Annotated in this window: 19 protein-coding genes and 1 pseudogene; 11 read left to right on the top strand and 9 right to left on the bottom strand. The window is 73.6% G+C overall.

What is annotated here, in order from left to right:
* Positions 1 to 252: 252 nt before the first annotated feature.
* From AB0C17_RS20550 to AB0C17_RS20565, 4 genes are all read left to right on the top strand, one after another.
* Positions 253 to 3,300, top strand: a complete 3,048-nt coding sequence (locus AB0C17_RS20550) for a sensor histidine kinase (protein ID WP_357389002.1) — start codon at positions 253 to 255, stop codon at positions 3,298 to 3,300.
* Positions 3,297 to 3,704 carry a roadblock/LC7 domain-containing protein gene (locus tag AB0C17_RS20555; protein ID WP_013288588.1) on the top strand — a complete coding sequence of 136 codons (408 nt, stop codon included), beginning with the start codon at positions 3,297 to 3,299 and terminating at the stop codon, positions 3,702 to 3,704. Before AB0C17_RS20550 ends, AB0C17_RS20555 begins: the two co-directional genes overlap by 4 nt.
* A 62-nt stretch (positions 3,705 to 3,766) precedes the next feature.
* A complete protein-coding gene (locus tag AB0C17_RS20560) occupies positions 3,767 to 4,129 on the top strand; it encodes a DUF742 domain-containing protein (RefSeq protein ID WP_030501578.1) in 363 nt (120 codons plus the stop codon).
* Positions 4,110 to 4,727, top strand: a complete 618-nt coding sequence (locus AB0C17_RS20565; protein ID WP_354870472.1) for an ATP/GTP-binding protein — start codon at positions 4,110 to 4,112, stop codon at positions 4,725 to 4,727. The genes AB0C17_RS20560 and AB0C17_RS20565 overlap by 20 nt, the downstream gene beginning before the upstream one ends.
* A gap of 11 nt (positions 4,728 to 4,738) precedes the next feature.
* Here the strand turns inward: AB0C17_RS20565 and AB0C17_RS20570 are convergent, their stop codons facing one another.
* Genes AB0C17_RS20570 through AB0C17_RS20590 form a run of 5 tightly spaced genes read right to left on the bottom strand, consistent with a single transcriptional unit; the run spans position 4,739 to position 12,279 of the window.
* Positions 4,739 to 5,827, bottom strand: a complete 1,089-nt coding sequence (locus AB0C17_RS20570; RefSeq protein WP_357389005.1) for a uroporphyrinogen-III synthase — start codon at positions 5,825 to 5,827, stop codon at positions 4,739 to 4,741.
* Positions 5,827 to 6,174 carry a nitrite reductase small subunit NirD gene (gene nirD / locus AB0C17_RS20575; protein WP_013288584.1) on the bottom strand — a complete coding sequence of 116 codons (348 nt, stop codon included), beginning with the start codon at positions 6,172 to 6,174 and terminating at the stop codon, positions 5,827 to 5,829. Before nirD ends, AB0C17_RS20570 begins: the two co-directional genes overlap by 1 nt.
* Positions 6,171 to 8,702: a nitrite reductase large subunit NirB gene (gene nirB / locus AB0C17_RS20580; RefSeq protein ID WP_357479880.1), complete on the bottom strand. Its 2,532-nt coding sequence runs from the start codon at positions 8,700 to 8,702 to the stop codon at positions 6,171 to 6,173. The genes nirD and nirB overlap by 4 nt, the downstream gene beginning before the upstream one ends.
* Positions 8,699 to 10,171 carry an FAD-dependent oxidoreductase gene (locus AB0C17_RS20585; RefSeq protein ID WP_357479882.1) on the bottom strand — a complete coding sequence of 491 codons (1,473 nt, stop codon included), beginning with the start codon at positions 10,169 to 10,171 and terminating at the stop codon, positions 8,699 to 8,701. The genes nirB and AB0C17_RS20585 overlap by 4 nt, the downstream gene beginning before the upstream one ends.
* Entirely contained in the window at positions 10,168 to 12,279 is a 2,112-nt protein-coding gene (locus AB0C17_RS20590; protein WP_357479885.1) for a molybdopterin oxidoreductase family protein, read from the bottom strand. Before AB0C17_RS20590 ends, AB0C17_RS20585 begins: the two co-directional genes overlap by 4 nt.
* A 146-nt stretch (positions 12,280 to 12,425) precedes the next feature.
* Here AB0C17_RS20590 and AB0C17_RS20595 point away from each other — a divergent pair, with 146 nt between their 5' ends.
* The gene (locus AB0C17_RS20595) at positions 12,426 to 13,136 is read left to right on the top strand and encodes a class I SAM-dependent methyltransferase (RefSeq protein WP_357479887.1); all 711 of its coding nucleotides are present in this window, start codon (positions 12,426 to 12,428) and stop codon (positions 13,134 to 13,136) included.
* Here AB0C17_RS20595 and AB0C17_RS20600 read toward each other — a convergent pair.
* A pseudogene (locus AB0C17_RS20600) lies at positions 13,109 to 13,432 on the bottom strand (hypothetical protein); the annotation flags it as partial. The gene AB0C17_RS20595 and the pseudogene AB0C17_RS20600 sit on opposite strands and share 28 nt — an antisense overlap.
* 84 nt (positions 13,433 to 13,516) lie before the next feature.
* A complete protein-coding gene (locus AB0C17_RS20605) occupies positions 13,517 to 13,990 on the bottom strand; it encodes a helix-turn-helix domain-containing protein (protein WP_357471933.1) in 474 nt (157 codons plus the stop codon).
* Between the two features lie 178 nt (positions 13,991 to 14,168).
* On the opposite strand from AB0C17_RS20605, the gene AB0C17_RS20610 reads away from it, so the two are divergent.
* From AB0C17_RS20610 to glmM, 6 genes are all read left to right on the top strand, one after another.
* A complete protein-coding gene (locus tag AB0C17_RS20610) occupies positions 14,169 to 14,426 on the top strand; it encodes a DUF6364 family protein (protein WP_357479889.1) in 258 nt (85 codons plus the stop codon).
* Positions 14,416 to 14,709, top strand: a complete 294-nt coding sequence (locus AB0C17_RS20615) for a type II toxin-antitoxin system PemK/MazF family toxin (RefSeq protein WP_357389021.1) — start codon at positions 14,416 to 14,418, stop codon at positions 14,707 to 14,709. The genes AB0C17_RS20610 and AB0C17_RS20615 overlap by 11 nt, the downstream gene beginning before the upstream one ends.
* Before the next feature lie 122 nt (positions 14,710 to 14,831).
* On the top strand, positions 14,832 to 16,199 hold the full coding sequence (locus tag AB0C17_RS20620) for a nitrate/nitrite transporter (protein WP_357389023.1): 1,368 nt from the start codon (positions 14,832 to 14,834) through the stop codon (positions 16,197 to 16,199).
* A gap of 209 nt (positions 16,200 to 16,408) precedes the next feature.
* A complete protein-coding gene (gene rplM, locus AB0C17_RS20625; protein WP_354870501.1) occupies positions 16,409 to 16,852 on the top strand; it encodes a 50S ribosomal protein L13 in 444 nt (147 codons plus the stop codon).
* 20 nt (positions 16,853 to 16,872) lie between these two features.
* Positions 16,873 to 17,337 (top strand): 30S ribosomal protein S9, encoded by a 465-nt coding sequence (rpsI, locus tag AB0C17_RS20630; protein WP_088991922.1) that lies wholly within the window; start codon positions 16,873 to 16,875, stop codon positions 17,335 to 17,337.
* 113 nt (positions 17,338 to 17,450) lie between these two features.
* A complete protein-coding gene (gene glmM / locus AB0C17_RS20635) occupies positions 17,451 to 18,806 on the top strand; it encodes a phosphoglucosamine mutase (RefSeq protein WP_357389025.1) in 1,356 nt (451 codons plus the stop codon).
* A gap of 42 nt (positions 18,807 to 18,848) precedes the next feature.
* On the opposite strand, the gene AB0C17_RS20640 is transcribed toward glmM, so the two are convergent.
* Positions 18,849 to 20,033 carry a pyridoxal phosphate-dependent aminotransferase gene (locus AB0C17_RS20640; RefSeq protein WP_357389027.1) on the bottom strand — a complete coding sequence of 395 codons (1,185 nt, stop codon included), beginning with the start codon at positions 20,031 to 20,033 and terminating at the stop codon, positions 18,849 to 18,851.
* A gap of 31 nt (positions 20,034 to 20,064) precedes the next feature.
* A complete protein-coding gene (locus AB0C17_RS20645; protein WP_357389029.1) occupies positions 20,065 to 21,033 on the bottom strand; it encodes an MmpS family transport accessory protein in 969 nt (322 codons plus the stop codon).
* Positions 21,034 to 21,288: the final 255 nt, after the last annotated feature.

Consider the following 21,288-nt stretch of genomic DNA (forward strand, 5'->3'; position numbering starts at 1 on the left):
TTAACCGACAATTACTGCACAGAAGCGTATGACCACTCTGGAGTGACATCCCCTGTTCAGGGGGTTGGAGAAAAGAAGGTATTAGGTGATCGGATCCCGGGTTGCGCCACCCCCGACCGTTTCCTGCCCCACTGCGGCTTCCCAAACACGATCTCGTCTGATGAAATCGCGGCCGTGCCGCGTGCGGCGCTGGCCGCTGCACCAGGCACGGGTCAGTGGGTCGCGCGTGGAAGAAACGACGGAGGCGATGTCGTGAGCACCGGACCTACGACCCTGCCCGGGAGCCCAAACGCCGAACAGCGGAACCGCCGTCGGCGCCTGCCCAGGCTGCGCGACGCGCGGATCCGCTCCAAGCTCGCCCTCATCCTGGTCGTCCCGGTGGCAGCCGTCATCGCACTGGCAACTATCCGACTCATCTCGGTGGGCCAGGGCGCGTACGAGGCGGACCGGATCCGGTCGCTGAGCGCGGTGTCTGTCGACATCTCGGCGCTCACCCAGGACCTGCACAAGGAGCGAATGGCGGCGGCGGTCTTCCTGGCCGACCCGAACCAGAAGCCGGACGCGTACAACCTGCGCGTGCGTCAGACCGACGAGCGCATCGACGCGTACCAGAAGGGGCGCGCCGACCTCGGTGACCTGCCGGCGGCGATCAGCAACCAGCTCAAGGTGATCGACGCCCACCTGGCCACGTTGAACGGCACCCGGCAGGAGGTGCTGGACCGGCTCCAGATGCCGGTGGCCGAGGCCAGCCTGCGCTACGGGATCGTCCTGGGCGACCTGGTCGCGTACAGCGACGCGCTGGCCCAGCAGCCGGGCGCGGAGAGCCTGGCCGACGCCCGCCGCGCGGTGGCCGCGTTCGCCCACGCCAAGGCCGCGGTGGCCGAGGAACAGGCGGTGGCCTTCACCGCCCTCGGTGGCAGCCGGATCGACGGCGAGCAGTTCTCCTCCTTCGTGGCCACGCTCACCGGCCAGCAGGAGGCGCTGCTGACCTTCTCCCGGACCGCGACGCCGAGCCAGCGGGCCCTGGTGGACCGCACGGTCTCCGGTGACGCCGTCCAGCTCGCCGACCGCGTCGCCGGCGACATCTCCCGCTCCGTCGAACGATCCTCGCTGGTCACCCGCGACGAGGCGTCCGCCGCCATCGGTGCGGTCGACGACCTGATGCGGTGGGCCGAGATCCAGCTGCTGGACGAGATGCTGGCCGACGCCGACGAGGTACGCGCCGACGTGATCCGGCAGGCGATCGTGGAGAGCCTGCTCGTGCTGCTCACGCTCGCCATCGCGGTGACGCTCGCCGTGGTGCTCGCCCGCTCGCTCAACGACTCGCTGCGCCGGCTGCGTGAAGGCGCGCTCGCCGTGGCCAACCACGACCTGCCGGACGCGGTGAGCCGGCTGCAGAACGTCAACGCCATCGGCGACGGCGGCGTGGACGAGATCGTCCAGCAGGTACGGGACCCGATCAAGCTCAGCAACCGCGACGAGGTCGGCCAGGTCGCGGTGGCCTTCAACGTGGTCCACCGCGAGGCGGTCCGGGTCGCGGCCGAGCAGGCCGCGCTGCGGACCAGCGTCTCGGCGATGTTCCTCAACCTGGCCCGCCGTTCGCAGAGCCTGGTCGACCGCATGATCGGCGAACTGGACGCGATCGAGCGTTCCGAGGAGGACCCGAAGCGGCTGGCGCAGCTCTTCGAGCTGGACCACCTGGCCACCCGGATGCGCCGTAACGACGAGAACCTGCTGGTGCTGGCCGGTGCCGACTCGGCCGTGCCGCGTCGCGACGACGCGCTCCTTGTCGACGTGCTGCGCGCCGCCCAGTCCGAGGTGGAGCTCTACAACCGGATCGAGTTCGGCACCGTCGACACCGACATCTCGGTCGCCGCGCACGCCGTCAACGACGTCGTCCGGCTGGTCGCCGAGCTGCTCGACAACGCCACCCGGTTCTCGCCGCCGAACACCTCGGTGGTGGCCGACGGCCGCCGGATCCGCGACTACGTGCTGATCCAGATCGAGGACCGCGGCCTGGGGCTCAGCGACGACCAGCTCGACTCGCTCAACCGGCGCCTGGCCGCGCCGCCGACAGTCGACGTGGCCGCGTTCCGGCTGATGGGTCTGGCCGTGGTGAGCCGGCTCGCCTCCCGCTACGGGATCCGCGTCGAACTGCGCCGCAACGTCGAGGGCGGCACCGTCGCCCAGGTCACGCTGCCGAACTCGACTGTGGTGCTGCCGGCCAACCGGGGTCAGGCCCCGCTGACCCGGCCGCGTCAGCCGCTCGCCGTGGAGCAGTCGCCGCTCAGCCAGGTCGGTGCCGCCGACGCGCTGGCCGGCGCCGGGCGGGGCGCGGCCACCGCCACGCTCGCCGACCAGTGGCGCGGGGCGACCACCGCCCCGCCGTCCCGGTGGCAGACGCCCGCCGAGACCCGCGACACCACACCCGCCGTACAACTGGGTGGAGCGACCGGCGCGCTGCCCACCGTGGCGGCGCCCGCCCCGGTGGCGGCGGCGCCCGCCCCCGCCGCGCCGGCACCGGTCTCCGGCGCGGGCTGGTCGGCCGGCCCGACCGTGGCGTATCCCGCGCTCGACCCGCTGCCCAAGCGGACGCCGGGTGTCGATGCGGCGCAACCCGCTACCCAGGCCGCACCTCCGGCCTACCAGCCGCTCGCCGCGGCGCCGGCGGTGGAGAGCACCCCGGCGACGCCCGTGGTGGCCCGGCCCGAGCAGCGGGCCGAGGCGCCGATATTCCGCGAGATGGAGGCGGTCTGGTTCCGTTCGCACGGAGAGGACGAGACCACCATCTTCACCCGTCCCACGTTCGACGAGCCGCCCGCGCCGGCACAGCCGGCCGTGGCGCCCCCCGCGGCGTCGGCACGTCCGAAGCTGCCCACCCGTACCCCGGGCGCCCAGGCGTCGGGGCTGACCACGCCGCCGGCGTACAGCCCGCCGGAGGTCCCGTCCACGCCTCCGGCAGCCGCGACGCCGCCCCCGGCGCCGCCCGCCGCCGAGCCCGCGTCCGCGCCGTCGATCGACCCGGAGGCCTGGCGTACGGCGGCCGACGAGGGCTGGTCGCGGGCCAGCCGTGCCGCGGAGCCCACCACCGGCGGCACCACCCGTTCCGGCCTGCCCAAGCGGGTGCCGCAGGCCCAGCTCGTGCCCGGCGGCATCGAGCCGAAGAGCGGCCGGGACCGCAGCCGGCGCACGCCGGACGAGGTACGCGGCCTGCTCTCCGCCTACCACCGTGGCGTCCAGCGGGGCCGTACGGCCGGCGCCGACCTGAACAGCACCTCGAACAAGGAGACGAACCGATGAACAGGCCGGCGGCCATGCAGGACATGGGGTGGCTTCTCACCAACTTCGCCGACAGCGTCGCGGGCATCGCGCACGTGGTGGCGGTGTCCGCGGACGGACTTCTGCTCGCCTCCTCGCGGGATCTGCCCGGCGACCGGGCCGACCAGCTCGCCGCCATCACCTCCGGCGTGGTGAGCCTTACCGAGGGCGCGGCGCGGATGTTCAGCGCCGGCGGGGTGCTGCAGACCGTGATCGAGATGGACAGCGGCTACCTGTTCCTGATGTCCATCAGCGACGGCTCGTCGATGGCCGTGCTCGCGGCCCGCAGCTGCGACGTCGGCCAGGTGGGCTACGAGATGGCGCTGCTGGTGGAGCGGGTCGGCCAGGCACTGGTCCCGCTGCCGAGGGACGCGGTCCGGTCCTGATCGGCCCGGGGTGCTGACGACCGGAGCCGGTGCGGCTCCGTACGAGGGGAGGTGATCGCGAATTGGAACCGCGACGTGATCCACGTGGCGCGCTGGTAAGGCCGTACGCGGTCACCCGGGGCCGCACCGAGCCGTTGCAGAACATCGCGCTCGAAGCGGTGCTGTCGAGCACGCCGACGCAGTCGGCCGAGGCGCGCTTCGCCGGGCACGACAAGTACCGCATCTCCTCGGTCTGTGAGGGCCGGGCGCAGTCGCTTGCGGAAATCGCCGCTTACACCCGGATGCCGCTGGGCGTCACCCGGGTGCTGGTCGCCGACATGGTGGCCGAGGGCCTGCTGACGCTACACACTGCCGCTCCCGCGACGGGTTTCGCGGCGCGGATGAACCTGCTTGGAAGGGTGCTAAGTGGACTTCGCGAACTATGACCCCGACGGGGTGAACCGCGGCCGGGAGATCATCTCCGCGAAGATCGTGATCGCGGGTGGCTTCGGCGTGGGAAAGACCACGCTCGTCGGGGCGATCTCCGAGATCCAGCCGCTGACCACCGAGGCGTTGATGACCGCGGCCGGCGTGGGCATCGACGACGCGTCGAAGGTGCCGGGCAAGGAGACCACAACGGTCGCCATGGACTTCGGCCGTATCACAATGGCCGAGGACCTGATCCTCTATCTGTTCGGCACGCCCGGCCAGACGCGCTTCTGGTTCATGTGGGACGAGATCATCAGGGGCGCGGTGGGCGCGGCGGTGCTCGTGGACACCCGCCGGATCACCGACGCGTTCGCGCCGCTGGACTACTTCGAGAACCGCAAGCTGCCGTACGTCGTGGCGTTGAACCGCTTCGAAGACGCGCCGCACTACGAGCTGGAGGAGATCCGGGAGGCGCTCGCCATCTCCCCGGACGTGCCGATGGTGCTGTGCGACGCCCGGCGGCGCGACTCGGTCAAGCAGGTGCTGGTGACTGTGGTCGAGCACGCCATGCTCCGCCTCCAGGCCGAGCACGGCTACCCGGCCTCGGTGGGCTGACCGCCTGCGGGTCAGTCGACCCGCAGGCGGTAGCCCCGCTTGACCACCGTCTGCACCACGCGGGGCGCCTTCAGGCCGGCCCGCAGGCGGGCGACAGCCATCTCCACGGCGTGCTCGTCGGCGCCGCGCGGCAGCGTACGCAGCAGCGCGGTGCGGGAGAGCACCTTCCCGGGCGAGGCGGCGAGCGCCCGCAGCACCGCCATCGGGGCCGGCGCCAGCTGGCGCAGTTCCCCGTCCACCACAGCGGCGTGCCCGCGCAGCGTCAGCACGTGCCCGGCCGCCTTCACCGAGACGGTACGCCGGGGCAGTTCCTCGACGATGGTGCGCACGAGCGCGCCCAGCCGGGCCCGGCTGGGCGCGCTCACCGGCACGCCGCGCCGTACCAGCGGCTCGGCGGTGACAGTGCCGACGCATCCGGCCAGCACGTCGCCGCGCAGCGCCTCCAGCACCGTCTCGGTACGGTCCCCGGCCGCCCGCAGCAGCGCCTCGGCCGCCGGGGCCGAGGTGAACGTGACCGCGTCGACGAGCCGCCCGGCCACCAGGTCGATGAGCCGGTGCAGCGGCGCCGGGTCGGCCGGCGGCGCCCACCGGTAGACCGGCACCTCGATCACCGTGGCCCCGGCCGCCACCAGCGCGTCGGCGCACTCGGGCTGCCGCTCGCCGTGCAGTTGCATCGCCACGACCTGGCCGGCCACACCGCGCCGGACCAGATGCTCGATCACCTCGTCGCAGCTCTCCGACTCCGGGGACCAGTGCTCGCGCAGCCCGGCGGCGCGGATCGCCCCGGTCGCCTTCGGACCCCGGGACACCACGTACGCCCCGGCGAGCGTGGTGCGCAGCGGCTCGGCCAGCCCCCAGCCCTCGGCCGCCTCCAGCCAGCCGCGCATGCCGATGCCGGTGTTCGCCATCAGCACGTCCGGCGGGTGTTCCAGGCAGGCCCGGGTGGCCTCACGCAGGTCGCTGTCGTCGGCCAGCGGGACGATCCGCAGCGCCGGGGCGAGCACCACCCGCGCCCCACGCCGCTGGAACAGCGCGGCGAGTTCGTCGCGCCGCCGGTCGGCGGTGACCCCGATGGTGAAGCCGGCCAGCTCGTCCCGCATCATTCCTCCTGCCGTAACCGCACCTCGACCAGGCCGTCCCGGCAGCGCACCGGATGCCGGCGCAGCGTCACTCCCGGAAGGTCCAGGCACCGCCCCGTGGTGAGGTCGTAGACCTGCTTGTGCAGCGGCGAGGCGAGCGTGGGCACCCCGCCCCGGCTGCCGACCAGCCCCCGGGACATGACGTACGCGCCGCCGACCGGGTCGAGGTTGTCCACCGCGTACAGCCCGTTGGCGGTGCGGAAGACGGCCACCTGGACGCCGTCGACGAGCGCGGCCACACCCCGGTCGGGGTCGAGCCGGTCCAGCGGGCAGACCGGTGTCCAGTCCAGCGTGACGACGGGGCTCATCGGCGTACCTCCGGCAGGCCCAGAACGACGGGCTGGCGGCGGTGTCCGCCGTCCGGGGGCGCGCCCCGGGCCGGCACCGGCTGGCCCCGCTCCTGGGTGAACGTGATGGACGGGTCGGGCACGTCTGGCGCGTTGACGAAGGAGGTGAAGCGGCGCAGCCGGTCCGGGTCCTCCAGGACGTCGCGCCACTCGTCGGAGTAGCTCGTGACGTGCCGGGCCATCGCCGCGTCGAGGTCGGCGCAGAGGCCGAGCGAGTCGTCCACGATCACCGACCGGAGGTGGTCCAGGCCGCCGTCCATCGCCTCGATCCAGGCGGCGGTGCGCTGCAACCGGTCGGCGGTGCGGATGTAGTACATGAGGAACCTGTCGATCAGGGTGACCAGCTCGGCTGTGCTCAGGTCGGTGGCGAACAGGTCGGCGTGCCGGGGCCGGAAACCGCCGTTGCCGCCGACGTACAGGTTCCAGCCGGTCTCGGTGGCGATGATCCCGAAGTCCTTGCTCCGGGCCTCGGCGCACTCCCGGGCGCAGCCCGAGACCGCCGACTTGAGCTTGTGCGGCGCGCGCAGCCCTCGGTAGCGCAGCTCCAGCGCCACCGCGAGCCCGACCGAGTCCTGCACCCCGTAGCGGCACCAGGTGTCGCCCACGCACGACTTGACCGTGCGCAGCGCCTTGCCGTACGCGTGGCCCGACTCGAAGCCCGCGTCGACCAGCCGCCGCCAGATCTGCGGCAGCTGGTCGACCCGCGCGCCGAACAGGTCGATCCGCTGCCCGCCGGTGATCTTCGTGTACAGCCGGAAGTCGCGCGCCACCTCGCCGATCGCGATCAGCTTCTCCGGGGTGATCTCGCCGCCGGGTATCCGGGGCACCACCGAGTAGCTGCCGTCGCGTTGCAGGTTGGCCAGGAAGTGGTCGTTCGTGTCCTGAAGCGACGCCCGCTCACCGTCGAGCACGTGCCCGGTGCCCAGCGACGCCAGGATCGAGGCCACCACCGGCTTGCAGATGTCGCATCCGCTCCCGCGCCCGTGCTCGGCGACGAGCCGGGAGAACGTGCCGATGCCGCGTACCCGGATCAGGTCGAACAGCTCCTGCCGGCTGTGGTCGAAGTGCTCGCACAACGCCGTGGACTGGCGCACCCCGGCGGCGTCCAGCAACTGCTTCAGCATCGGCACGCAGGAGCCGCAGCTCGTACCGGCCCGGGTGCACGCCTTCAGCGCCGGCACGTCGGTCGCCCCGCCGGCGATCGCCGCGTCCAGGTCGGCGCGGGTCACCGCGTTGCAGGAGCAGACCTGCGCGGTGGCGGGCAACGCGCCCGCACCGGCGCCCGCGCCGCCGGCCGGCGCCAGCAACGCCAGCGGGGGAGCGGGCAGCGGCCCGCCCACACTGGCGCGCAACGCCGGGTAGGCGCTCGCGTCCCCAACCAGCACGCCGCCGAGCAGCGTCCGCGCGTCGTCGGAGAGGACCAGCTTCGCGTACGACCGGGTGGCCGGGTCGGTGAACGTCACGTCGAGACAGCCCTCGGTGACGCCGTGCGTGTCACCGAACGAGGCCACGTCCACGCCGAGCAGCTTGAGTTTCGTCGCGGTGTCCGCGCCGGGGAAGGTGGCCGCGCCGCCGAGCAGCCGGTCCGCGACCACCTCGGCGGTGGCGTACCCGGGCGCGACCAGGCCGTGGCAGACCCCGTCGACAGCCGCGCACTCGCCGACCGCCCAGATCCGTTCGTCGGCGGTCCGGCAGGCCGGGTCCACCAGCACGCCGCCGCGCGGGCCGAGCGGCAGCCCGGCCGCGCGGGCCAGCTCGTCCCGGGGCCGGATCCCGGCGGCCACCACCACCAGGTCCGCGTCGACGGTGCGGCCGTCGGCCAGGTCGAGCGCGGTCACCGTGCCGTCCGGCCCGGAACGCAGGGCCGTGGTGGCCACCCCGAGGTACGGCGTGACGCCCAGCTCCTCCACGTACCGCCGGAGCATCGCCCCGCCCGCCTCGTCCACCTGCACCGGCATGAGCCGGGGCGCGAACTCGACAACGCTCGTGGCGAGCCCGAGCAGCCGCAGCGCGTTCGCCGCCTCCAGCCCGAGCAGCCCGCCGCCGATCACCGCGCCGGTGCGGCGGCCCCGGGCGTGTTCCCGGATCGCGGCCAGGTCGTCAAGCGTCCGGTAGACGAAGACGCCGGGCAGATCAGCGCCGTCGACCGGCGGCACGAACGCGTACGAGCCGGTGGCCAGCACCAGCGCGTCGTACGGGTACTCACCGGCCGCGGTGGTCACCACCCGCCGCGCCCGGTCGACGCCGGTGGCCGGCTCACCCAGGCGCAGGTCCACACCGGCGTCGGGGGTGTGCAGGTTCAGCTCGTCGGCGTCCACCCCGTCGAAGACGGCGGAGAGCCGCACCCGGTCGTACGCCGGACGCCGTTCCTCGGCCAGGACCGTGACATGCCACCGCCCGTCGGTGTCCCGGGCCCGCAGCGCCTCGACGAAGCGCTGCCCCACCATGCCGTTCCCGACGACGACCAGCTCCCTGATCGGCTCGCTCATGACGCCACCTCCACCGTCTCGCGTTCCTCGTCGGTCGTCAGCGGGTCGGCCTCGGCGAGCCAGGCGGCGATGCCGGCCACCGCCTCCCGGCAACTGCCGCAGCCGGTGGCGGCCCGGGTCGCCGTGGACAGCGCCGCCGCCGTCCGGGCGCCCGCCCGCCAGCACGCCACCAGCGCGCCCTTGCTCACGTCGTTGCACCGGCACACGGTCGCGGCGTCCGGCATCAGCGCCGGCGACGCGGCCGGCTCGGCCGGTGCGTCACCGAACGTCCGGCCGAGCAGCAGCGAACGCCGGTCCGCCGGCACCGGCGCGCCCCTGTCGAACAGCTGCACCACGGTGCCGACCGCCGGGTTGTCGCCGAGCAGGATCGCGCCGGTCAGCCGCTCGTCCCGGATGCGCAGCCGGGCGTACGTGCCCCGGGCCGGGTCGGCGAAGGTCAGCTCCTCGACCGGGCCGCCCGGGTCGCCGGGCCCGGCCACGTCGCCCATCGCGGCCAGGTCGATGCCGGCCGCCTTGAGCCGGGTCACCGCCGGCCGGGGCCGGTAGCGGGCCAGCGGATCGGCGCCGGTCAGCACGTCGGCCACCACCCGGGCCTGGGCCCAGGCCGGCGCGACGAGCCCGGTCAGCGTCCCGTCGTGCTGGGCGCAGTCGCCGATCGCGGAGATGTGTCTGTCGCTGGTACGCATCCGGTCGTCCACCACCACACCCCGGTCGACGGCGAGCCCGGCCGCCTCGGCGAGCGCGGCGTCGGGGCGTACCCCGCAGCAGAGCACCAGCAGGTCGGCGTCGAGCGGTTCGGCGTCGGCCAGGTGCAGGCGGACGCCGTCGGTGCCGGCGCTCACGGCGGTCGCCGGCGCCCCGAGCCGGGACCGGACGCCCAGGCCGGCGAGCGTGCCCGCGAGGACCGCGCCGGCCGGCGGGTCGAGCTGGCGTTCCATCAGGTGCCCGACCGGGTGGACCACAGTCACGTCGAGCCCTCGGGCGGCCAGCCCACGGGCCGCCTCCAGACCCAGCAGCCCGCCGCCGAGCACGGTCACGCGCCGCGCGCCCTCGGCGGCGGCGAGGATCCGCCGGCAGTCGCCGAGCGTGCGGAACGGGACGACCCGCTCGGGCAGCGGGGCGAGGCCCGGCAGCGGTGGCACGACGGCCCGGCTGCCGGTGGCGAGCACCAGGTGGTCGTACCCGTGCCGGTCGCCGTCGGCGGTGACCACCTGGCGGGCGGCCCGGTCCACGGCGGTGACGGCCGCGCCGGTGCGGACCTCGATGCCCGGCCCGACGGCTTCGACAAGCTCCACGTCCGGCTCGCCGATGCGCCCGGCGAGCAGCGTGGAGAGCATGATCCGGTTGTACGCGCGGTGCGGCTCCGCCCCGAGCACGGTGATCCGCCGGTCCCCGCCGCGAGCGTGCAGCTCGGCGGCGAGCCGGGCGCCGGCCATGCCGTAGCCGACGACGACTATGCGCTCGTTCATGCCGGCTCCACCCGGACCGCGCAGATCTTGAACTCGGGCATCCCGGAGACCGGGTCGAGCGCGTCGTTCGTGACCGAGTTGGCGCGTTGCGCGCCGGGCCAGTGGAACGGCGCGAAGACGGTGTCCGGCCGGATCGCCGTGCTGAGCCGGGCCGGTGCGCGCAGCTCACCCCGGCGGGAGACCACCCGTACCGGCGCCCCCTCGGTCACGCCGATCCGGGCCGCCAGGTCCGGGTGCAGCTCGACGAAGCCGCCGGGCGCGGCGCGGCGCAGCGCGGCCACCCGCCGGGTCTGCGCGCCGGACTGGTACTGAGCCAGCACCCGGCCGGTGGTGAAGTGCAGCGGGTAGTCGGCGCAGACCGGCTCGGCGGCCGGCCGGTGGGTCACCGGATGGAACCGGGCCCGGCCGTCAGGGGTGGGGAAGCGGTGGGCGAACAGCCGGGGCGTGTCCGGGCCGTTCCGGTCCGGGCAGGGCCAGAAGACGCCGGTGTCGGCGTCGATCCGGTCCCAGGTGATCCCGGCGTAGTCGGCCGGCCCGCCGGCCGAGGCCCGGCCCAGCTCCGCGAAGACCTCGCGGGGGTCGGTCGGCAGCGGCGTACCGCCCTCGGTCAGCCGTCCGGCGAGCGCGGCGAGGATCGCCAGCTCGGTACGGACTCCGGCGGGTGGTTCGCGCAGCGCCCGGCGGCGCAGTACCCGGCCCTCCAGGTTGGTCATCGTCCCGTTTTCCTCGGCCCACTGGGCGACCGGCAGCACCACGTCGGCCAGCTCGGCCGTCTCGGAGCGGACGAAGTCCGCCACCACCAGCAGGTCCAGGGCGCGCAGCCGGGACTCGACCCGGGCGGCGCGGGGCGCTGACACGACCGGGTTGGACCCGAAGACAAGCAGCGCCCGCGCGCCGGACGGCGTGCCGAGCGCGTCCAGGAGCTGGTACGCCGGCACCCCCGGCCCGGGTAGCGCGTCCGGTTCGACGCCCCACACCCCGGCGACGTGCGTACGGGCCGCCGGGTCGTCGATGCGCCGGTAGCCGGGGAGCTGGTCGGACTTCTGCCCGTGTTCCCGGCCGCCCTGCCCGTTGCCCTGCCCGGTCAGGCAGCCGTAGCCGGAGCCGGGGCGGCCGGGCAGGCCCAGGGCGAGCGCCAGGTTGATGAAGGCGGTCACCGTGTCGACGCCCTTGGCGTGCTGCTCGGCGCCCCGCGCGGTGAGAATGACCGCGCGATCCACTGTGGCCAGCGCACGGGCTGTCGCGTACAGGTCGGCCACCGGCACGCCGGAGAGCCGTTCCACCTCCGCCGGCCAGTAGCCGGCAACCGTCCGCCGTACCTCGTCGAAGCCGGCGGTCCGCTCCGCCACGTATGCCCGGTCCAGCCAGCCCTCGGTGAGCGCGATGTGCAGCAGCGCGTTCGCCACCGCCAGGTCGGTGCCGGGCAGGGGTTGCAGGTGCAGGTCGGCCTGCCGGGCCGTGGCGGTGGCGCGGGGGTCGACCACGATCACCCGGCCGCCGCGTTCCCGCAGGTCGGCGACGTGCCGCATCAGCGGCGGCATGGTCTCGGCCGGGTTCGCGCCGACGAGCAGCAGCGTGTCCGCGTGCCCCAGGTCGGCGAGCGGAAACGGCAGTCCACGGTCGACCCCGAAGGCCCGGCTGCCGGCCGCGGCGGCCGACGACATGCACCAGCGTCCGTTGTAGTCGATGTGCCGGGTCCGCAGCGTCACCCGGGCGAAGCGGCCCAGCGCGTACGCCTTCTCGTTTGTGAGGCCGCCGCCGCCGAAGACGGCGACCGCGTCCGGCCCGTGGCGGTGCTGCACGTCCCGGATCCCGGCGGCGACGCGGTCGAGTGCCTCGTCCCAGGTCGCCGGGCGCAGCTCGCCGCCGGGCCGGTCGCGCAGCAGCGGGGTGGTGAGCCGATCCGGGTGGTCGAGCAGGTCGGCCGCGGTCCAGCCCTTCTGGCACAAGCCGCCGCGGTTGGTGGGGAAGTCACGGGCGCCTACCTCGACGCCGTCGCCGGTGGCGCGCAGGATCATGCCGCACTGCAGGGCGCAGTACGGGCAGTGCGTGGCAATCTCGACGGAGCGTTGCTCCGTTCGCGTCGCCGTGCGCGCACCGTCTGTCATGTCGGAAAAGCGTGCCGTCGGGCGGTTTCCGGTCCGGGTCTGCTCTGTTTCGGTCCTGTCACGAGCGCTTCACACCGCACGCACGTGACGGGACGGCCCGCAAGGCCTAGAATGTGGGACAACAATCTCATATTTCGGGAGGCATCATGAGCGTGACGGACGCGTTCGACGCGGTGGCCGGCACCTACGACCAGGCTCGACGTCGCCTGGTGCCCTGCTTCGACGCCTTCTACGGCACCGCCGTCGAGGTGGCCGCGCCGCCGCTGCGCGTCGCGCTCGCCGCCGGGCGTACCCCCGAGGTGCTGGACCTGGGCGCGGGCACCGGCCTGCTGTCCATGCTGCTGGCCGCGGCCGTCCCCGGCGTCCGCCTGACGCTCGTGGACGGCGCCCCCGGCATGCTCGCCGTGGCCGCCGGGCACCTGGGCGAACGCGGCGTGCCCCATCGCACGGTCCACGCCGACCTGGCCGACCCGCTGCCCGCCGGGCGGTACGACGCGGTGGTGTCCGCGCTGGCCATCCACCACCTCGACGACGAGGGCAAGCGGGCGCTGTACCGGCGGGCCGCCGACGCGCTGGTCCCGGGCGGGGTGTTCGTCAACGCCGAGCAGGTGGCCGGGCCGACCCCGGCGCTGGACCGCCGCTACGACGAGGTGTGGACGGCGCGTCTCACCGAGCTGGGCTCCGACGCCGAGGAGATCGCCGGCGCCCGTGAACGGATGCGGCACGACCGGCCGGCCACGGTGGCAGACCAGTGCCGGTGGCTGGCCGAGGCGGGCCTGGCGGACGTGGACTGCTTCTTCAAGGAATGGCGTTTCGCGGTCTTCGGCGGTCAGCGGCCGGACGGATCGGCGAGGTGATTCTCAAGCCGCTCGGCGAACCGGGGTGCGCCGGCCTTCCGTAGGTGGGCGAGCAATTCGATCGCATCCTTGTCCTCGGCGACCAGGCTGCGCCGGTAGTAGTCGATCTGCCGCGCCAACGTCCTCATGACCAGAGGCATCGAACGGTCGGCCACCCAGTTGAGGAACTCGTCGCCGGTGCGGACCGACAGCGATTCCCGTACGCATTCCGGCGGAAAGGCGCGCCGGTCGTCGGTCACCAGGATGTCGGCGCGGCCGTGGACGGCGGCGGCCAGTACGTGCCGGTCGTCCGGGTCCGGTGGGCACGGGACGTCGTGCGGCGAATAGCCGGTGACGAGGCCGTACGGAAACGCCTGGACGCCTCCTGGCCGGGGCCGGAACTACACGTCGTCGGTGAAACCCAGCGCGTCGGACTCCCACATCAGCGCCTCGTACGACTTCCGTCGCTCGTCCATCTGCCGTTGCCGGAATGCGAGGACGTCGCGGAGGAAGAGACGCCGGTGGCTGCCGACCCGGTGGGACGCGACCGCCCCGTTCTCCAGGAGGCGGACGAGCGTGGGGCGGGACATGCCGAGCAGCTTCGCCGCCTCGGTCGTCGTCAGTTCGCGGGAGACCGCGCTGATCGCGACGCCGTCGCCGCGGGCGAGCATCGCCGAGATCTGACGGAGAACGTCGAACATCTGCGCGGGAACCTCGACCTCGTCACCGTTCGCGGAGACGAGGCGGGCGGCGCCCGCGTCCGCGCCTGCGGCGAGGGGGTGCCGCACGAGGAACTCCTCCATGGCGGCCGCCTTCTGGCGCTCCACTCCCTCGGTGGGCATGACCGAGGCGGCCATGCCGGTGCTGAGGCTCATGACGGCTCCCTGTGGCAGATGGGGCTTGCGTCGTCCCAACCGTTCGGACCTGGTCCATCGTCGCCCTCAAGTGCAATATCCGCAACTGGCTTCGTTTGTTTCACCTGCTGGTGTCCGATTCAGCGATCGGCGGGCACGAGGATGACTGGCGGTCATACCGCTGGGTAGTCTTCCTGGCATGACCGCCAAGGTGACCCTGTCGTTCTCCGACGAGACGATCGAGGAGGCGCGCCGGTTCGCCAAGCGGGAAGGGCTCTCCCTCTCCGCCTGGATGGACCAGGCTGCCCGGGAGAAGGCGCTGCGCGAGGTCTTCACCGCGCACGCCGACGCGGTCGGCCGTGCCGGCTTCGACCTGGAGGCCGCCTCCCTGGCCGACGCCCAGGAGGCCGCGCTCGTCGACGACGCCCTCTTCGGCGGGCGCCCGCGTGCTGCGTAGGGGTGAGGTCTGGCGCATCTCCGGCGCCCGGGAACGCTTCGGTCTGGTGATCAGCTCGGACGTCTACAACGCCACGGCGGTGCCCATCGTGATCGTGGCCGAGGTGGTCGAGGAGACGCTGCTGCGCGACTCGCCGCTCGCCGTGCGGATGGGCGCGTACGTGGTGATGCCCGACCGGATCTCCTCACCGATGAAGAAGTGGTTCGCCGAGTGCGTGGACGTGGCCGACACCGAGACCATGCAGCGGGTCGGCCGGGCGCTGCGGATCCTCCAGGAGCTGTGACCGTCTCACCGGCGCTGTCCGGCGGACGTGCGGTCTCCGTTGCCGGGCCGACGCGCGCGGGGCACGCCGGGGAAATCAGCGGCTGAGAGCGTCGCCTCGTCGTCGACGAGGAGGAGTCGCCCGTGAGCACGCTCGTTTCCGCACCCACCACGCCGCCGGCCACCGACGCCGGCCGGCTCACCGAATGGCGGCCGGAGGACCGGGCGTTCTGGGCCGCCGGTGGCGCCCGGGTGGCGCGGCGCAACCTGTACGTCTCGATCTTCGCCGAGCACGTCGGCTTCTCGGTGTGGAGCCTCTGGTCGGTCATGGTGCTGTTCCTCGGCCCCGGGTACGGCATCGATCCGGCCGGGAAGTTCCTGCTCACCGCCGTGCCGGCCGCGTTGGGGGCGGTGCTGCGGCTGCCGTACACGCTGGCCGTGGCGCGCTTCGGCGGCCGGAACTGGACCATCGTGAGCGCCCTGCTGCTGCTGGTGCCGGCGGTGCCGATGGCACTGCTGATCGAGCCCGGGGTGTCGTACGCCACGCTGATGGTGCTCGCCTGCCTGTCCGGCGTCGGCGGCGGCAACTTCGCCTCGTCGATGGCGAACATCAACCTCTTCTTCCCGGAGCGGCTCAAGGGCCGGGCGCTGGGGCTCAACGCCGGTGGCGGCAACCTGGGCGTACCGGCGGTGCAACTGGTGGGGCTGGCGGTGCTGGCGACCGCCGGCGCCGCGTACCCCCGGCTCGTGCCGGCGGTCTACCTGCCGCTGATCGTGCTCGCCGCGCTGGCCGCGGCCCGGTGGCTGGACAACGTGCCGGGGGCGCGCAACGAGCCGGGCGCGCTGCGCGCGGCGGCCCGCGAGCCGCACACCTGGGTGATGTCGCTGCTCTACGTCGGCACGTTCGGCTCGTTCATCGGCTTCGGGTTCGCCTTCGGCCAGGTGCTCCAGCTCCAGTTCCACGACCGGTTCCCGACGCCGGTGGACGCGGCCTGGCTGACCTTCCTCGGGCCGCTGATCGGCTCGCTGATCCGGCCGGTGGGCGGCCAGCTCGCCGACCGGCTGGGCGGGGCCCGCGTCACGTTCTGGAACTTCGTGGCGATGGCCGCCGGTGCCGGACTGGTGCTGTACGCCGCCCGGGACCGGTCGTTCCCGCTCTACCTGGCCGGGTTCCTGGCGCTGTTCGTGTTCTCCGGGATCGGCAACGGCTCGACGTACAAGATGATCCCGGCGATCTTCCGGGCCCGGGCCGTCGCGGAGGGTGAGCTGACCGGCGACCCGGAGGCGGCGCAGCGGCGGGCCCGGCGGCTGGCCGGCGCGGTGATCGGCATCGCCGGTGCGGTCGGCGCCTCCGGCGGGGTGCTGGTGAACGTGGCGTTCCGGCAGTCGTTCCTGACCTCCGGCACCGCCGACGCCGCCTACCTGGCGTTCATCGGCTGGTACGCGCTCTGCTTCCTGGTGACCTGGGTGGTCTACCTGCGTCCCGGGTCGCGTACGCTGGCCGGCGTGTGACCTGTGCCATGACGGACCCGCAGGCCACGCACGGCGCGACCCCGTTTTGACCTGCCGCCGGGCGGCCGGGTATCGTTGCCTGCTGTTGTACGACATTCTTAGGCGTGCCGCATCAGGTACGCTTGGTCGTTCGTGCGCGCTGGTCCGGCTGGGAACTCCCGGTCACCTCGGCGCGCGACCCCAGACCGACGACGAGACAAGGTAGACCTGTGCGTACGTACAGCCCGAAGCCGGGTGAGATCGAGCGTCAGTGGCACGTCATCGACGCCTCTGATGTCGTGCTGGGCCGCCTGGCGACCCACGCCGCCACGCTCCTGCGTGGCAAGCACAAGCCGACTTTCGCGCCGCACGTCGACACGGGCGACTTCGTCGTCATCGTGAACGCGGGCAAGGTCGCGCTGACCGGCAACAAGCGCCAGACCAAGGTCGCTTACCGCCACTCCGGTTACCCGGGTGGCCTGAAGCGGGTCGGCTACGACGAGCTGCTGACCAAGCGGCCCGAGCGGGCCATCGAGCTGGCCGTGAAGGGCATGCTTCCGCACAACAAGCTGGGCCGTCAGCTCATCAAGAAGCTGAAGGTCTACGCCGGTGCCGAGCACCCGCACACCGCGCAGCAGCCGGTGCCGTTCGAGATCAAGCAGATCGCGCAGTGAGCGCGGGCGAAGGAAGCAGCATGACCGACATCACCGCCACCGAGGTCGCCCCCGAGGCCACCGAGGCGCCGGCGCCCGTCGCGCGCGCGCCCCGTGGTGACCGCCCGATCCAGACCGTGGGTCGGCGCAAGGAAGCCATCGTCCGGGTCCGGATCGTCCCGGGCAGCGGCAAGATCACCTGCAACGGCCGCGACCTCGAGGCCTACTTCCCGAGCAAGGTGCACCAGCAGCTCATCAAGGACCCGCTGGTCACCGCCGAGAAGCCCGAGGCGTTCGACGTGATCGCCAACCTGCGTGGCGGCGGCACCACCGGCCAGGCCGGCGCGCTGCGGCTCGCCATCGCCCGGGCGCTGATCGTCAGCGAGCCCGACGACCGCCCGGCCCTGAAGAAGGCCGGCTTCCTGACCCGTGACGCCCGGGTCAAGGAGAGCAAGAAGTACGGCCTCAAGAAGGCCCGTAAGGCTCCTCAGTACTCGAAGCGCTGATCACAAGCGTCTTGTACTTCTGACGGACGGCCGGTTCGCCTCCCCTTCCCGGGAGGCGGACCGGCCGTTCCGCGTTTCTCCTCTCATCGGCAGTTCCACGGAGGTTGGCGGGTATGGGCCGGTTGTTCGGCACGGACGGCGTACGCGGGCGGGCGAACGCGGATCTCACCCCGGAGTTGGCGCTGGCGGTCGCGGTCGCCGCGGCCCACACGCTGGCCGAGACCGACAAGAGCCATCCGCCGCTCGCGGTGGTCGGCCGGGACACCCGGGCCAGCGGCGAGATGCTGGAGGCGGCGGTGGTCGCCGGGCTCACCAGCGCCGGCGCCAACGTGGTCCGGGTCGGCGTGCTGCCCACCCCGGCGGTGGCGTTCCTCACCGCCGAGATCAAGGCCGACCTGGGCGTGATGCTCTCCGCCTCGCACAACCCGATGCCGGACAACGGCATCAAACTGTTCGCCGCCGGCGGCCACAAGCTGCCCGACGAGATCGAGATGCGGATCGAGGAGGCGGTGAAGGCGAACGCCACCACCGCCTGGAAGCGCCCGATCGGCGCCGGCGTGGGCCGGGTCAACGACCTGCTCGACGGCGCCGACCACTACGTGCAGCACCTGGTCGGCACCGTGCCGCACCGCCTCGACGGGATCAAGGTCGTGGTGGACTGCGCCAACGGCGCGGCGGCCGACGTCGCCCCGGTCGCCTACCAGGAGGCCGGCGCCGAAGTGATCGCCATCCACGCCGAGCCGGACGGGCTCAACATCAACGACGGGTGCGGCTCCAACCACATCGACGCGCTGCGCGCCGCGGTGGTCGAGCACGGCGCCCACCTCGGCATCGCCCACGACGGCGACGCCGACCGCTGCGTCGCGGTCACCGCCGACGGGGACGAGGTCGACGGCGACCAGGTCATGGCGATCCTCGCGCTGGCCATGCGGGACGCCGGCGAGCTGACCCAGGACACCCTCGTCGCCACCGTGATGAGCAACCTCGGCCTGCGGCTCGCCATGTCCGAACACGGCATCCGGCTGGTCGAGACGAAGGTCGGCGACCGGTACGTGCTGGAGGAGCTGCGCGCCTCCGGCCTGGCGCTCGGCGGCGAGCAGAGCGGCCACATCGTGCTGCCCGCCTACGCCACCACCGGCGACGGCGTGCTGACCGGTCTGCACCTGATGGCGCGGATGGCCGCCACCGGCACCTCGCTGGCCGAGCTGGCCTCGGTGGTCACCAAGCTGCCCCAGGTGCTGATCAACGTGCCGGTCGGCGACCGTACCGTCGGTGCCGCCGCGCCCGCCGTCCGGGCCGAGGTGGAGCGCGCCGAGGCGGAGCTGGGCGAGACCGGCCGGGTGCTGCTGCGCCCCTCCGGCACCGAGCCGCTGGTGCGGGTCATGGTCGAGGCGGCCACCGAGGACACCGCGCGCGAGGTCGCCGAGCGCATCGCCGAGCAGGTCCGCACCGCCAGCCCGGTCGCCTGAACCACGCCGCCCGCCGAGGGCTCCCTCGGCGGGCGGCGTGGTTCAGTCCGTGCGCAGGCGGTGCAGGCGGGTCACCGCCTCGGCCAGCACCTCAGGTCGCTTGCAGAACGCGAACCGGATCAGCCGGCGGCCGGCCTCCACGTCGTCGTAGAACACCTGCGTCGGCACCGCCACCACGCCGCAGCGCTCCGGCAGCGCCCGGCAGAACTCCACCCCGTCCCGGCCGCGCAGCGGCGTGACGTCGGCGGTGACGAAATAGGTGCCCTCCGGCGCGAGCACGCCGAACCCGGCGTCGGCCAGCCCCGCGGCGAGCTGGTCCCGGCGGCGTTGCATGTCGTCCCGGAACCCGGAGAAGTAGGCGCCCGGCAGCCCGAGCGCCACCGCCACCGCGGGTTGCAGCGGCCCGGCGTTGACGAACGTCAGAAACTGCTTCACCCGCAGTACGGCTGCCACCAGCGGCGCGGGCCCGCTGACCCAGCCGACCTTCCAGCCGGTGCAGGAGAACGTCTTGCCGGCCGACGAGATGCGCAGCGTCCGCTCCCGCATGCCCGGCAGCGTGGCCAGCGGTACGTGCGGCGCGGCGGCGTCGGTGAACACCAGGTGTTCGTAGACCTCGTCGGTGACCGCGTACACGTCGTGTTCCCGGCACAGCTCGGCCACAGTGGCCAGCTCGTCGGCGGTGAAGACCTTGCCGGTCGGGTTGTGCGGCGAGTTCAGCAGCACCAGCCGGGTACGCGGCCCGAACGCGGCCCGCAGTTCGTCCGGGTCGAACGCGTACCTGCCGTCGGGGCCGGGCCGCAGCGTCACCGGGCGGCGGACCGCGCCGGCGAGCGCGATCGAGGCGGCGTACGAGTCGTAGTACGGCTCGAAGCAGACCACCTCGTCGCCCGGCTCGCAGAGCGCGAGGATGCTCGCCGCGATCGCCTCGGTCGCCCCGGCGGTCACCACGATCTCGCCGTCCGGGTCGTACTCCAGGCCCCAGAACCGGCGCTGGTGCTCGGCGACGGCGGCGCGCAGCGCGGGGATCCCCGGGCCGGGCGGGTACTGGTTGTGGCCGGTACGCAGCGCCTCGGCGGCGGCGGCGAGCATCTCCGGCGGGCCGTCGGTGTCCGGGAAGCCCTGCCCGAGGTTGACCGCGCCGGTACGCACGGCGAGAGCGGACATCTCGGCGAAGACGGTGGTGCCGAACGGCCGCATCCGGGCCACCAGGGGATCGGTCGTCGTCACGGCGGCCAGCCTACGGCCCGCCGCCGAGTGCTCACCAGCCGAAGCAGGTCGCGCCGTACTCGCCCGAGTCCTTGGAGACGACCTTGCCGTTGACGGTGATCCGGCAGGTCACGTCGCCGGACTCGACCGGGCTGGCGATGATCTGCACCCGCTCGCGGTCGTTCGCCGTGAAGCTCAGCCGCCAGGGCGTGTCCACGGCACCGGGCTGGTGGAAGTTCGCGTCCGCGTCGTAGAACTGCACCTCGGCCTCGCCGTCGGTGGCGGTCACCTCGTACAGCACGGTGAACTTGCCGGGCCCGCCGGACGGGGTGGTGGCCGGCCGGGCCGGGGCGCGGCTGGGCTCGTCGGCCCACCCGGGCGGCCCGTCGGGCTCGCCGTACAGCGGCCCGTCGTACCGCTCGCCGGAGGCTCCCGTGCTGTCCATCCCCCGGCCGAGGAAGGACAGCCCGACGCAGCAGCACACGATGAGTGCCAGAACGGTGACGATGCCGACCACCAGACCGGCTACCCAGCCGCCGGCGCTGCGGCGGGGAAGCCCGCCGGGGTGCGCGTACGGCGGCGGGTAGGGCGCGGGCGGATAGGGGCCCGGCGGGTAGGAGCCGGGCGGGTAGGCGCCCGGTGTCCAGCCCGGCTGCGCCGACGAGCCGGGTACGCCCGGCTGGGCCGGCCACCCGGGCCCGCCCGGCACGCCTGACGACTGGGGATCGCCGGGGGCCGGCGGGGCTGCCGGGTCGGCCGGAGCCGCCCACCCCGGTCCGCCCACCGGCCGGCCCGCGCCGCTCGGGGACGTGGCCGGGTCGGTCCCGGACGCGCTCTCCGGGCCGGGGGCCGCCCAGGGGCTGGGTGCCGGGGACGGCGACCAGGGCTCGGGTGGCGTCCACGGCTGCGGGGCGGCCAGCGGGTCCGGTGGCGTCCAGGAGGAGGGCTGCGGCGTGGCCGGCGCGGCGGTCGGGTCGGCCGGTCCGGGGGCCGGTTCGGGGGAGGGGGTCGTCTCGGACATGGGCTCAGCTCACAGGGGTACGGCGCGGACGACCGCGGAACGACGGGGCCGGGGGACGGCGCCCGGCCTCAATGTAGGCGGTGACGGCCAGCCACGCGGTCCCGGCCGGCGGTCCGCGTGCCGCGTCCCGAACCGGTCCGGGCGGTCCGAACGACCCCTATGGTGCTTTGTCCGGCAATGGCCACCTCGGCGTTCGGTTCGCTCAAAATCAGTGATCGTTAACCGGCCTTCCGAGCACGCGCGATGAGCGAAACT

It is taken from the genome of Micromonospora sp. NPDC048887, from assembly GCF_040649715.1.
GTDB lineage: Bacteria > Actinomycetota > Actinomycetes > Mycobacteriales > Micromonosporaceae > Micromonospora.

Coding starts and splice junctions, on each gene's coding strand:
- AB0C17_RS20555 (WP_013288588.1), top strand. CDS start 3,297: ATGAACAGGCCGGCGGCCATGCAGGACATGGGGTGGCTTCTCACCAAC.
- AB0C17_RS20570 (WP_357389005.1), bottom strand. CDS start 5,827: ATGCGGGACGAGCTGGCCGGCTTCACCATCGGGGTCACCGCCGACCGG.
- nirD (WP_013288584.1), bottom strand. CDS start 6,174: ATGAGCCCCGTCGTCACGCTGGACTGGACACCGGTCTGCCCGCTGGAC.
- nirB (WP_357479880.1), bottom strand. CDS start 8,702: ATGAGCGAGCCGATCAGGGAGCTGGTCGTCGTCGGGAACGGCATGGTG.
- AB0C17_RS20585 (WP_357479882.1), bottom strand. CDS start 10,171: ATGAACGAGCGCATAGTCGTCGTCGGCTACGGCATGGCCGGCGCCCGG.
- AB0C17_RS20590 (WP_357479885.1), bottom strand. CDS start 12,279: ATGACAGACGGTGCGCGCACGGCGACGCGAACGGAGCAACGCTCCGTC.
- AB0C17_RS20595 (WP_357479887.1), top strand. CDS start 12,426: ATGAGCGTGACGGACGCGTTCGACGCGGTGGCCGGCACCTACGACCAG.
- AB0C17_RS20605 (WP_357471933.1), bottom strand. CDS start 13,990: ATGAGCCTCAGCACCGGCATGGCCGCCTCGGTCATGCCCACCGAGGGA.
- AB0C17_RS20610 (WP_357479889.1), top strand. CDS start 14,169: ATGACCGCCAAGGTGACCCTGTCGTTCTCCGACGAGACGATCGAGGAG.
- rpsI (WP_088991922.1), top strand. CDS start 16,873: ATGACCGACATCACCGCCACCGAGGTCGCCCCCGAGGCCACCGAGGCG.
- glmM (WP_357389025.1), top strand. CDS start 17,451: ATGGGCCGGTTGTTCGGCACGGACGGCGTACGCGGGCGGGCGAACGCG.
- AB0C17_RS20645 (WP_357389029.1), bottom strand. CDS start 21,033: ATGTCCGAGACGACCCCCTCCCCCGAACCGGCCCCCGGACCGGCCGAC.